The organism is Pseudovibrio sp. Alg231-02 (genome assembly GCF_900143565.1).
Taxonomy (GTDB): domain Bacteria; phylum Pseudomonadota; class Alphaproteobacteria; order Rhizobiales; family Stappiaceae; genus Pseudovibrio.
This window is the reverse complement of sequence record NZ_FREX01000014.1, coordinates 55,840-67,896: the sequence shown is the minus strand read 5'-3', so window position 1 is coordinate 67,896 and position 12,057 is coordinate 55,840. Positions and strand designations below refer to the sequence as shown.

The following is a 12,057-nucleotide window of genomic DNA, read 5'->3' as shown; positions in this document are numbered from 1 at the left end:
TATGCGGGCCAATACCCTGATATACCGCAAATTTCAATAGGGATTCGTGATATTGACGTAACGGCAACAAGGCTGTTTCGCGAAAATTTTATCTCAAATAAGTTTTCCCCTATGTTTTCACATGCACGTAGTACCACCTACCAATTTCTTCACCATCATCTATTGCTGATCTTTGCGACAGCAGTATCAAACCCTATTTAACTTGACAGAAAACCAGAATAAGCCGATTACGCGGGGAAATTAACAAACTCTGAGGCCTAAATGCGCTTCCTCATTACAGCTCTCGTACTCATCTTTGTCACAGCATGTGTACCCAATGACAAAAGTCGCGAAGAAATCATACTTCACGGCAAAACCATGGGCACTACATTCAACGTCAAAGCCATCAAAGGGTCGTCTTCTGTAACCAAACAGGAACTGCAGCAGCAGGTTGACGAGGCTCTGGTTGGCGTCAACAAGGCCATGTCCAACTGGGACAAAAACTCCGAGATCAGCCGCTTTAACCGCTCCACCAGCACTGAATGGACGCCAATCTCTCGCGATTTCAGCATCGTGATGCAGGAGTCGCTGCGCATTCATAATCTGACAGCCGGTTATTTTGACGTGACGCTGGCACCACTCATTGAGCTATGGGGCTTTGGTACCAAGCAGGACACCCCTCCCCAGCCAAGCCCACGCGAAATCCGCAACGCTCTTGAGTCTGTCGGCATGAGCACCATGCTGGAGTTTGAGACCGATCCCCCAGCACTGCGTAAGGTCAACACGGATACCACAGTCAATCTCTCCGCAATCGCAAAAGGCTTTGGCATCGACAAAGTTGCTTCTGTTTTGAAGCAAAACGGCATTGATGAATACCTTGTCGAAATCGGTGGCGATCTGGTCACCAAAGGCAAAAACTCAAAAGACGAGCCATGGGTCGTCGGCATCGAAAAGCCAGACTCCGCAACGCGTACGGTTCAGCAAATCGTACGAGTGAGCAACAAAGGCATGGCGACATCCGGCGATTATCGCATATACAAGGAAGTGAACGGCAAACGCTTCTCACACATTATTGATGCTGCATCCGGGCGTCCGGTAACGCATAAACTTGCATCAGTAACTGTAATTGCTGACAATGCGATGCGCGCTGATGGTTTGGCAACAGCCCTCCTTGCAATGGGAGACAAGCGCGGCATGGCTCTGGCAGAGCGTGAAGGGATTGCCGCATACTTCATCGTTCGCGAAGGCGACCGCTTTATCACCCGGTCTTCCAGCGCGTTCAGGAAATTCGAGCAGTCTGCAGAGAAATAACGGAATATCGAAATGGCAACTTTCATCATCGCGTTTATCGTGCTGGTCCTGGTCGTGGCAGGAATGGCTATTGGCGCCGTTTTCAGGAACAAGCCGATCACTGGCAGCTGCGGCGGCTTGAACGCCATTGAAGGCGCGGACCACTGCATCGTCTGCAAGCGCGAAGTTGACCCGAACAGCCCGCTTCGTGAAAAACTGCAGCCGTGTAAGCGCAAGCAAGCGATGGAAGAGCAGAGCGCAGCTTAATCACCATCCATTTCAAAACGTTCGAGGGGCCGAAAGGCCCCTTTTGCATGCCTGCTATTTGCTGTCGGTATAATCTCGCGCAACGTCCGGACCTTCACCGCCAATCAGCTTGGCAAAGAACCCGGCGACAATCCCGAAGCCGACACCAATGGCAACAAAGCCAATACCAAGAAACAGACTACCCAGTGTCGGAAACAGCCCCTGCCCGATCGACGTCAGACTGTCCCCACCAATGAGCCAGAGCAGCAAGTTCATCCATCCGCAAATGAAACCGCCAGAGAACCAGCTCGGCATGATGGACTTCAGCAAGGGCAGATAGTTGATGACCCCGATCAACGCCACCAGGCCACCAAGCGTAATGCACCACAGGATCAGGCCGAACTGAACCACAAACGAAACATTCAGGTTAAGCAACGCGATAAGGTAGAGGCACAGGAGCCCAAAAGCCAGGCCAAACAACTTGGCTGTAATACCGCGTCTGATCAATGATGGCTTCGAAAACATGCTCTTGGCTCCAATAGGTTTCTCGCGGCAGACCTCTGCCAATTGAGAGCTATCATATACCAAGGCTCTTAAAACTAGTTTTCTGCAACCAGAAAGTTATCTGCTCGCCCAGCCAAAATCAAAAACGCCGAACACCAGCAACAGAAAGCTCGACAAGGCAAGCAACCCGAAAACCCAGCACCGCAGTTTCCATCTGGCGCCTTGAAGCTTCCAGGCGTCTCTGAACAGACGGCCACTCAGAATGAACACAACAAGCAGGACCACTCCAACCCATGAGGGCATTGCACCAAAGAAGTTTGAGAGCTGATCCATTTCGCCTCCGTGTGTTAATCGCCCCTCTTTAGTTCTGCCCCACGAAAAAGGCAAATAGTCTTAGCGTAAAGCTGAAATCACCGTTCAGTTCAAAAATCAAAACACCCAATTCCTCAACAGCACTTAGGTGGCAAACCCGCGATTTATCTATCACAATCGCCGGTGATACTGCCCTCTTGGACCCTTAATTCTAGCCATTTTCTCGAAGCTTAGGACCTCCGAACCACGGCAAACTTACATGTACCTTTCATATCTATTTTTTATATCTCATTGACCTTTTCACGAAGTCAGACTACAAGGCCCACGAAGAAAAGAGCTCGCTTGCCATTTGCCGCCTCATGGTCCTCCGTTATGGTTTCATGAGTGAGCGGAAGCGATGGGTAGGGCAACAAAGCTCTTGCTTTATAGATAATGACCCTCCTCGAAAGAAATACTAAATGACGATACCTGAAGGGGTTGCCCCAGCGCTTTCTACCGCACTAGAAAAGCGCGAATACACGTCTCTAACCCCGGTCCAGACAGCCGTTCTTGATGAAAAACTGAAAGGCAAAGACCTTTTGGTTTCTGCTCAGACAGGCTCTGGTAAAACAGTTGCATTCGGCATCGCTATTGCGCCGGAACTGCTGGGTGATGAAGAGCGTATGGGCCGTGCGAACGAACCTCTTGCATTGTGTGTTGCGCCAACCCGTGAGCTGGCTATCCAGGTTTCTAAAGAACTGGAATGGCTCTACGGCGAAGCCGGTGCTCGTATCACCACATGTGTTGGTGGTATGGATATGCGCCGTGAACGCCGCAATCTTTCTGCAGGCGCACACATCGTAGTCGGCACCCCAGGCCGCCTGCGTGACCATATTGAACGTGGTTCCTTTGATACTTCCTCACTTCGCACAGTTGTACTGGACGAAGCAGATGAAATGCTGGACCTTGGCTTCCGTGAAGACCTCGAATTCATTCTTGGCGCTGCACCACAAGAACGCCGCACTCTTCTGTTCTCCGCAACTGTTCCGCAGCAGATTGAAAGCCTCGCAAAACGCTTCCAGCGTGATGCACAGCGCATTTCAACAGTAAGCAACCGCGAACAGCACGCTGATATTGAATATCGCGCAATGCAGGTCGCACCAAACGACCGTGAAAACGCGATCATCAACGTCCTGCGTTTCTACGAAGCTCAGAACACCATCATCTTCTGCGGCACCCGCGAAATGGTGAAGCACCTGTCTGCACGCCTCGGCAACCGTGGCTTCGCAGTTGTTGCTCTCTCCGGTGAGCTGAGCCAGGCTGAGCGTAACCACGCTCTTGGCGCTATGCGTAATGGCCGGGCCCGCGTTTGTGTGGCAACCGATGTTGCTGCACGCGGCATTGACTTGCCAAACCTGGATCTCGTGATCCACGCAGACCTGCCAAACAACGCAGACACCCTGTTGCACCGTTCTGGCCGTACTGGTCGTGCAGGCCGTAAGGGCGTTTGTACTCTGGTTGTCCCACACACCCGCCGTCGCACTGCAACACGCCTTCTCGGCTTTGCAAAAGTGAAAGCGGAATGGGCTCCAGCGCCAACAGCCGATGAAATTCGCAACAAAGACCGTGAGCGCATCCTTGCATCCTCCGATCTGCAGGAAGCACCGAGCGAAGAAGATCTGCCAATGGTGAAGGAACTTCTTGAGAAGTTCACCGCTGAGCAAATCGCAGCTGCTTACATGCGCCAGATCCATCAGGGTCTGCCTGCACCAGAAGAACTGCTGGCAACAAGCACCAATTTCGATAGTGAGCGTGAGCGCAAGCCACGCAAAGACTTCGACAACGGTGTTTGGTTCCGCCTCAACGTCGGTCGCAAACACAACGCTGAACCGCGTTGGTTGCTGCCAATGATCTGCCGCGCAGGTCACATCACCAAAAAAGACATCGGCTCCATCCGCATCTTTGATGCAGACGCCCGTTTCGAACTCGACGCAAAACTTGCTGACAAGTTCCTGGAAACTGTCAAAGAAAACGGCACTGGTGAAAAATCAATCACCATCACCCGTATCGAAGGCAATCCAGAGCGCAGCAGCAGTGGTCGCCCAGGTGGCAATCGCAACAACCGCGGTGGCGGTGGTGGCGGCGGTTACCGTGGTGAAGGCGGACGCGGCGGTGAAGGCCGTGGTCGTGGTCGTCGTGAAGGCGGCGGTGGCGGTGGCTACCGTGGTGGCGAAGGTCGTGGCCGTGGTGGTGAAGGCCGTGGTCGTGGCGAAGGCAAGCCAGGTGGCGGCAAAAGCTTCCGCGATAACCGCGGCGGCGAATAAGCCTCACATTCCAAGATTTGAAAACGGGCCTTTTCAGGCCCGTTTTCTTTTATGCAAAGTCATCTTCATGTTCGTCCGGAAATAAATCTGGCCCCGTACTCACAATAAGATCATCTTTAAATGCTGGGATCTTCATCCTGAGTGTCGAAGGACAGTCCTCCGAAAGCTGGATAAAATATCCATACAACAAATCGTCGTTACTCAGATTTTCGTCAATTCTGATATATTGGCTTGCTTCTTCAATATCTTCGATGTCAGCACCAAGCACATTAGCAACCATTGCCAATGCATCATCATCTAAGTCCAACATTATGACACCCTTCTGTAATGTACATTGCACACCATTATGCATTAACAATGGAACAGCAACTCCCAAGATTTGATCTGCACAATGTCGATTGCTTTCTCTTCGTATTCTATTCGCATAGCTGTTTAGCCCCGTCACATCCATCAACAAGACTTTTGCCACTTTCTCACTCTACAAACACCAATAGCACCACATGGCCATCCATGCAGTGGTGAAGCTTTGGTCCCCGTGAAACGGGTGGAGCAAGGCGAGCAGGCGTTGCCTGCGCTACTTGTTAAATTAGTTTCTTCGGCATCAGCTACTCGCCTCGCCCGGGCCTTTTATCATGAACACGCGGGCTCCCTCTCGGACAGACGTGAATGACACGTCCCCGTGTCAATGACACATTCCCGTGTCACCGGCACATCTCTGTACCATTGGCAGTTTCCTGCCACCACCGGACGCCCTCCGGAACGACCCCAAACTCCCTATACCACTGTGGCCTCAAAAGGGTATGGCGCTTCACCGGACCTCCCGACAAGATACGTTACCTCATGCCGGCAGCCCAACCCCGCCCACGCCGCGGAATGGACGGTCCACTCCTGCCCGATTGCGTGGGCACAAAACTAAGATAAATCTAGAAACAGCAAGGGGAATAAGTTTTTGCTCAACCACAGCCTCCAGCCATAAAGTGCGCCTTTCTTGATTCGTACGCACATGTGACGTACAAAAGCACAAAGGCGACACAGGCCAAAGGAGGCACGCGATGCTTGGATTCAACGATGAAACCGAAGAGATCAAAGGCCGCAACACGGAGCGGATGAACTTCCGCACCAAGGCCCCCATCAAGGCGGCTATACAGCATGCTGCAGCATTGTCGGGCGTGGACGACTCCACCTTTACGATGAGCGCCGCCTTGCGAGAAGCAGAACGCGTGATTGAAGCGCATGAGCACACCCGCCTCGAAGCCGTCGATCATGCTGCCTTCACTGCTGCTCTGGAAACACCACCAGATCCAAATGAAGCACTCGTCACCGCAGCAAAACGCTACAAGACACGAGTGACCAGCCGTTGACGGACGTAAGCGTTCAGGAAAAGTCGTCGTCTGCAGATGGGGCTGAAACGCAGTTTTTTATTGAAGCTTTCGATCCTGAGAAGCATGACAGAGCGAACTTTTCTTGCGGCGTTGAACAGGTCGACAACTATTTTAAAAAGACAGCCAACAAACTCAGGAATGCAGGCAACACGTCAATATACGTGATGGCCAGCTCCAATGGAGACACAGCAGGTTTCTATGCCATGAATGCCCATGCAGTTCATTATCAGGACCTTCCGGGTAAATACAAACGGGCAGCGCCGCGTCATGGTTCAATTCCTGCCGTGTATATCTCGATGATCGGCAGAGACATCCGCTACCGGGGGCAAAAGATTGGAGAAGACCTTCTGATCGATGCCTTATGCCGTGCTTCTCGCGCATCGCAATCTGGCTATGCTGCTGCTGTAATCATGCTTGATGTACTCGACTGCGGAAACCCGGAGAAGGTTGCCAGCAGAAAAGCAATCTATGAGAGGCTTCAGTTTCAAAGCCTCCCATCTAACCCCCTGCGCATGTTCATGCCCATGAAAACTGCAGATATCCTCCGCCAAGAACTTGGTGGCTAAAGCGTATCACTGGAAAACAGCCACTCGAAGATGCTGGCCTGCGGGCACACTTCGCCCGGCCGCAGACCAGCAGGACACTCATGAAGGGCTGTGCAAGGGTAGTTGAGGCAGCCCTTGGAGTGCCGTTCACAGTGATCTAATCAAGAGACACAATATTGGTTTCGACCGGTGGTGGAGAGGCGACGCTGCGTGTCGCGTGACCGGAAAATCCTTTAGGGAAGGACGTGCCAGACAACGCATCAGTTAAAATTCCGCAGGTCTTATCAAGTGCCTCTAGGCGGTTACATAAAGCGTAGTGCAAAGTGAATAAAACGTCACGTTCACAACTGTTCTTCATCCGCTCGCTCAGCACCATATGCTGCAAAAAAGCAAGGTTTTGAAGATCAGAAACAGCAACGTTCACGTCATCAAATTCATTCTGAAGAGTATTTGTGGCGCCACAGGCGCATGCAGTGTCGTCCATAATCAAAGCCCTCACGTGGTTGGCTGTTGAATGAACCGCACGACACTGGGCTTTCTACGGCCCACTGGCGAGCGGGAGGGTAGAAACCTGACCACGGCAGGCGGGTTTATTCCCCTCCGAAGAGGGTATTGTATTCACCGCCCTCCCGCTCATAGCAAAGGGTTCGCGCCTTCAGAAAAAAGGCACAAAAAATCCGCCAGTTACGGGTGCGGCTACCGCGTGGAAAGGAGGTTTCTACGCCTCACATATGAATGTGGAATGGAACCGCCCACCTGTCAACGAAAAGTTGCAACAACCCCGCACCTGTTGCCCCAAGGATACGCTCAGCCAAAGCTCCCTCTGTCTGGCATCACGGTAGTAGCATCGAAGGCAAGACATCAATCGCCTCCCCTCCTTCGTCTTCCCGCACTTGATGCGGGATCCAGAGCCACACCCACCAACACCAGCACTCAAAGCACTAGATACCGGATCTTCGCTCCGCTCGTCCGGCATGACGACGGGAGGCATCCAGCACACGAACTCTACGTCGAGCCACTACTCAAAACAGCTCAGAACATCGCTCTCAAAATATGGCTCCTGGTTGACCCAGAACATATAGTCCACCTTCATAAAATCCTGCGCAAAAGCATGAAGTAGCGGCACGATATTCTGATCATTTTCAATCACTTCAGTTGTGCCCGTTCGTCCCGTATAGTTGCCATCCTGAATAGCAATTCCGAGAGGCGCGGAGTACGCCCGCTCATGCATCATCGCGATGGTATGGTTCAGCTGACCACGCCGCTTGACCATAAGATCCGGCGCGCCCAAACCAACACCAATGCTCTCGCCATATTCATAGATTGAGTTCAGATAGCCCTCATCTTCGAAGGGAAGCCACTCACCCGGCATAAAGTTCGCATACTGCATAGTAACCGATGTCGGAAACGCCGCCTTCATCGCGGACATGTTGCCCTTCAGCGCTTCAGAATATCTGGCCGGACTGAACTGCTCATCATCCTCAGCAGACACCCCAATGGCAGACTCTTGCAGATTGATCCCCTCAATCCGCCCGTCAAAGGCTTGCCCCAGCGCCTGAAGAAGCTTGGCAAACCGCTCCTGCACCTTGCTGTTCCACCGCTTAGCGACCCAACCTTCCGGCTCGTTGTTATCGTCAAACTGATAAACAGCACCGCCTGAATATTCATCAGAAAGAATGTAGTCAGGAACAGGGACATAGTCTGGATTAAACGAAGCATCCTGAAGCTGGACGAACAGCCTCTTGCCTTTGGAGCCCAGATACGCCAGATCCGCTTCAATCAGAGAGAAATCATAGGTCCCCTCGGAAGTTTCAAGCGCACGCCACGGATACATGATCTGCGCACCCACAAATCGGGAGCTCTCCAAAAACGGATGCTCCTCAATCGCTTCGCGGTCTCTGGCAAAATAAACAAAGTGTTTGATGCTATCTGGAGCAATGGGGCAAGCAGCCCCCAGATACTCTTTGTAAGCCTCTGCATACCGATCTGCAGGGTTCTTCCACTTGGCGAATGCAGATGGAGACGAAAAAGAAAAAAGCGCAACAAAGCCTAAGGCAACTGATTTGCGCACGCTGATAACTGGCATAGGGAAACGACCTGACGTCTATCGAGAGTAGAGCCCCAGAAAAGCGCTCAACTTTGTCGACAAAGAGGCCTACAGCCCATCATCGCCAGTTTTCACAGAGCTTAATGGCAAACAGCACCCCGCTATACCGAAAACCCCTGACGCTTCAGCTGCTGAATAATCTGATCGATCTTTTGCAAAAACTGAGAACGGTCTTTCGGTGAGAACGGGCGCGGACCACCTGTCTGCTCCCCAAAGCTACGCAGATCTTCCATCAGGTTACGTGTTGCCAGCGCCATACCAATGGAAGCTTCATCAAACACTTTTCCTTTGGGGGAAAGCGCAAGCGCACCAGCCTTCACCACACGGTCAGCCAGCGGAATATCCTGCGTCACAACAATATCACCCGGAACGGCCCGCTCAGCAATCCAGTCATCCGCAACATCAGGCCCATCAGGTACGATCACCCGTTCCACGTCCATGTCGCGCGGCGTGTTGATGAAACTGTTGGCAACAACAAACACCTTCAGACGATACCGGTCAGCAACCTTGTAAATCTCGTCTTTGACGGGGCATGCATCCGCATCAATATAAATAAGTATCTTTTTAGCGCTGGTCACAGCAGCTCTTCTCCTGCATCGCAGCGTATTCCCGAAAAGTGGTTCCGGTTTTCGGAGAGGAACACGCTCAAATCAGCCCTTTAGTCGCGCAGGAGCGATCACTTTGTCAATCAAACTTGCCATTTCAAGCACATGCCAGTCACGTCCAGCCCGTTCAATCAACATCAAACCCGTCCCTGGCATGCCATGCGGGTTCATGGGAATGGTCGCAGCACACCCGTCAACCCAGTTCACAGCACGCGTGTTCTGCGAAAGCTGACTGCCAAATTTCTCCGGATTACTGCCAACATCCTCAAGCAGCGGTGCAACAATCGGCACCGTCGGCGCAATCAGAATATCAAACTTGCCCGCCATCTCTTTAAAAGCACGGATAGCTTCCACCCGCTTCGAGCGCGCCTCTTCCATCTCTTTGCTCGTCACCTCAGTCGACTTGAGGATCCGCTGCACCACATAAGGATCACCAGTCTCTTTGAGACCTTCCAGATACCCGCCAACCAAAGCAGTGGTCTCGTAACTGCAGATCGTCCCAAGAAACGTCGCGCTATGACACAAGACAGGCTCTGAAACCGGCGCGATGATAGCACCCGCATCCCGGATCGCCTGCATCGAGCGATCAAAATCAGCACTCACTTGCGTATCCAGCCCCTCAGCCAACGGCGAAGCAACAAGCCCCACATGCAATCCATCAAGGCTCTTTATCCTGCGCGGAGCAAGACATTGCCCCGAAAGCACAGCATGCAAACGGGTGCACATATGTATTGATCGCGCAATAAAGCCGACCGTATCAAAGGATGGACAAACAGAGAAAAGACCCTTGGTCGAAATCGCCGCCCGCGTCGGCTTAAACCCGTAAAGCCCATTAAGCGCTGCCGGAATTCGCACAGACCCGCCAGTATCCGTTCCCAGAGCCGCATCACACAGCCCCAGCCCCACACTTGCAACAGCCCCCGAGGATGAACCTCCGGGAATGCGTGCAGGATCAATCACATTTGCAGGGGATCCAAAACAGGGATTGAGTCCAAGCCCCGTAAAACCCAACTCACTCATATTGGTACGGCCACAGGTAAACGCTCCTGCAGCTTTCAGGGCAGAAACCACCTTAGCATCTTCACAAGCCGGAGCCCGCTTGCGCAGGAACGGCGAGCCGGCACTGGTGACAATGCCAGTTTCATCAAACAGGTCTTTGAGAGAAACAGCCACGCCATGCAAAGGCAACGAGTCATGCGCTTCTTTCTGCCGCTGATCCGCAGCTTCAGCAGCGCGCATAATTCTCTCGGCATCAAACTCCAGAAACACACGCTCTACACATCCATCAGGCAGGTCCATTGCCCGATCAATATATCGGCGCGCTACATCTACCGCTCTGAAATGTATACGAGGATCTGTCGACAAGTTATCTCCACTCATCACGCATGCATATTTATCGCACTTTGATGGTTGTCGCCTGTTTTCCCCGTCAGTTCAATCATCTCCAAACAAAAGAGATACCAGTCTATTAATCTGCCACTGCGAAGCGCAGCAAAACTACAGTGTATCGCCCAAAAATGCGAACTGCTTTAGTTCTGGGCAGTGAGGGATGAAGCAGCAGAACCAAGCGCCTCAACGCTCTCCAGCAAATCTGGCAAAGACAATCCACTCAGCGCAATACGAGACCACAGCACCACAGAGTCATCATCCCCCTGCCCGACAATAATCGGATGGCCCGAAAGGTCAGGCAGGTTCAGCATCAGCAGGCTGCTTTCACTCAGCCCCTCATGAATGGCCTCACGCTCAACCCGCACCAGCAGCTTAATATAGTCTGGCTCATTGCCCACAAAGTACATGCTGCACGCACCATCAATATCCACCTGATAGACCTCATTCTCATCATACTCGTTGATCAGGTACTGCCTCATGAGGTCTTTCATCAGGTGATGGAAGTTCACATTGTTAGAAGCCATGCTTTTTCCCAGCTTTCAGCCCCTCAAACTTCTCATGGAAGTATTTCGCGGGAATCTCATCCGCTTGAACAGTCTCTGAAGTCCAATCCGTCACGTAGGTAGTCGCAGGATTTTCCGTGGTACTGAGGCTTGAAAACATAAATTGAGACCTGGAATTCTGCTCAACAATAAAACGCTCAAGCTTCTTACCCGGCGCACTGGGAACGTCCAGCGACTTAAAGAAGCCCTGAATTTCCTCAAAGGGCACAGGCTTTAGCCCCTCAATATCCAGAGATAGAGCAGGCTTTGGCCCGGCACGTGTCCATGACACCACGGTTGGCGCTTCACCCATGATACTCTGTTTCCCGTCCTCAAGACGAAAGGCCCCCGGAAATGTCGGCCATGCATCAACAACAACAGCCTCTTGCGTAGGGTCTCTGGGATCACCAATCATGCAAAACGCATGATCAACCATGGAAGAGGAAACACGAGCCACTGGGCGGTCTGTTTCTGATGCCGCCAGAAGCTTGTAACTAACCTCGGCATGCCCGGAACAGTTGCCGGCCTGCACACGGACTGAGCTTTCAGCCAACCCACCATGCTGCGGGGCTTTCGCCAGCCCATAATTGGCACGCAGATAACTCTCACCACGCGAAGCAAACACCTCCGGCGTCAAATTACCTGCACCAAATGGAAGCAACTGCTTGGTCTGCCAAATGACTTTTTGTGCAACCTTCAGGTCCTCAAAGGTCTGCGCGGAAACGCGAACCTCCTTCCCCTGAAAATCCCCTAGATACTTCTGCGCTTTCTTTACAGTTGTGAAGTTAACAGCATCAGGCGCCTCAGTAGTATTAGAACGAAGACAATGAACAAGCGAAGCAAAGGACGGCAC

Annotated in this window: 14 protein-coding genes; 5 read left to right on the top strand and 9 right to left on the bottom strand. The window is 52.2% G+C overall.

Annotation, left to right across the window (positions count from 1 at the left end; translation table 11 throughout):
• Positions 1–261 precede the first annotated feature (261 nt).
• Both DHN43_RS25195 and nqrM read left to right on the top strand, forming a co-directional pair.
• Positions 262–1,290, top strand: a complete 1,029-nt coding sequence (locus tag DHN43_RS25195; RefSeq protein ID WP_108820490.1) for an FAD:protein FMN transferase — start codon at positions 262–264, stop codon at positions 1,288–1,290.
• 12 nt (positions 1,291–1,302) lie between these two features.
• Entirely contained in the window at positions 1,303–1,536 is a 234-nt protein-coding gene (gene nqrM / locus DHN43_RS25190; RefSeq protein ID WP_057465444.1) for a (Na+)-NQR maturation NqrM, read from the top strand.
• A gap of 54 nt (positions 1,537–1,590) precedes the next feature.
• Here nqrM and DHN43_RS25185 read toward each other — a convergent pair whose 3' ends face one another.
• Both DHN43_RS25185 and DHN43_RS25180 read right to left on the bottom strand, forming a co-directional pair.
• Positions 1,591–2,040 carry a hypothetical protein gene (locus DHN43_RS25185; protein WP_108820489.1) on the bottom strand — a complete coding sequence of 150 codons (450 nt, stop codon included), beginning with the start codon at positions 2,038–2,040 and terminating at the stop codon, positions 1,591–1,593.
• 96 nt (positions 2,041–2,136) lie between these two features.
• Complete coding sequence (locus DHN43_RS25180; protein ID WP_063291484.1) at positions 2,137–2,352, bottom strand: hypothetical protein; 216 nt, start codon at positions 2,350–2,352, stop codon at positions 2,137–2,139.
• A 437-nt stretch (positions 2,353–2,789) separates the two neighbouring features.
• On the opposite strand from DHN43_RS25180, the gene DHN43_RS25175 reads away from it, so the two are divergent.
• Entirely contained in the window at positions 2,790–4,634 is a 1,845-nt protein-coding gene (locus tag DHN43_RS25175; RefSeq protein ID WP_063304489.1) for a DEAD/DEAH box helicase, read from the top strand.
• A gap of 49 nt (positions 4,635–4,683) precedes the next feature.
• Here the strand turns inward: DHN43_RS25175 and DHN43_RS25170 are convergent, their stop codons facing one another.
• Positions 4,684–5,103 carry a hypothetical protein gene (locus DHN43_RS25170; RefSeq protein WP_159096985.1) on the bottom strand — a complete coding sequence of 140 codons (420 nt, stop codon included), beginning with the start codon at positions 5,101–5,103 and terminating at the stop codon, positions 4,684–4,686.
• Positions 5,104–5,686: 583 nt separating this feature from the next.
• Here DHN43_RS25170 and DHN43_RS25165 point away from each other — a divergent pair.
• Both DHN43_RS25165 and DHN43_RS25160 read left to right on the top strand, forming a co-directional pair.
• The gene (locus DHN43_RS25165; protein ID WP_063291482.1) at positions 5,687–5,995 is read left to right on the top strand and encodes a type II toxin-antitoxin system TacA family antitoxin; all 309 of its coding nucleotides are present in this window, start codon (positions 5,687–5,689) and stop codon (positions 5,993–5,995) included.
• Positions 5,992–6,582: a GNAT family N-acetyltransferase gene (locus DHN43_RS25160; protein WP_244306961.1), complete on the top strand. Its 591-nt coding sequence runs from the start codon at positions 5,992–5,994 to the stop codon at positions 6,580–6,582. Before DHN43_RS25165 ends, DHN43_RS25160 begins: the two co-directional genes overlap by 4 nt.
• Positions 6,583–6,718: 136 nt before the next feature.
• Here DHN43_RS25160 and DHN43_RS25155 read toward each other — a convergent pair whose 3' ends face one another.
• The 6 genes from DHN43_RS25155 to DHN43_RS25130 form a co-directional block, all read right to left on the bottom strand.
• Positions 6,719–7,045: a hypothetical protein gene (locus tag DHN43_RS25155; RefSeq protein ID WP_108820487.1), complete on the bottom strand. Its 327-nt coding sequence runs from the start codon at positions 7,043–7,045 to the stop codon at positions 6,719–6,721.
• A gap of 534 nt (positions 7,046–7,579) precedes the next feature.
• On the bottom strand, positions 7,580–8,647 hold the full coding sequence (locus DHN43_RS25150) for a hypothetical protein (protein ID WP_108820486.1): 1,068 nt from the start codon (positions 8,645–8,647) through the stop codon (positions 7,580–7,582).
• A gap of 122 nt (positions 8,648–8,769) precedes the next feature.
• On the bottom strand, positions 8,770–9,246 hold the full coding sequence (locus DHN43_RS25145; RefSeq protein WP_057465450.1) for a YaiI/YqxD family protein: 477 nt from the start codon (positions 9,244–9,246) through the stop codon (positions 8,770–8,772).
• A 72-nt stretch (positions 9,247–9,318) separates the two neighbouring features.
• The gene (locus DHN43_RS25140; protein WP_208995622.1) at positions 9,319–10,638 is read right to left on the bottom strand and encodes an amidase; all 1,320 of its coding nucleotides are present in this window, start codon (positions 10,636–10,638) and stop codon (positions 9,319–9,321) included.
• A gap of 164 nt (positions 10,639–10,802) precedes the next feature.
• Entirely contained in the window at positions 10,803–11,186 is a 384-nt protein-coding gene (locus DHN43_RS25135; protein ID WP_108820484.1) for a CesT family type III secretion system chaperone, read from the bottom strand.
• Positions 11,176–12,057 (bottom strand): hypothetical protein, encoded by an 882-nt coding sequence (locus DHN43_RS25130; RefSeq protein WP_108820483.1) that lies wholly within the window; start codon positions 12,055–12,057, stop codon positions 11,176–11,178. Before DHN43_RS25130 ends, DHN43_RS25135 begins: the two co-directional genes overlap by 11 nt.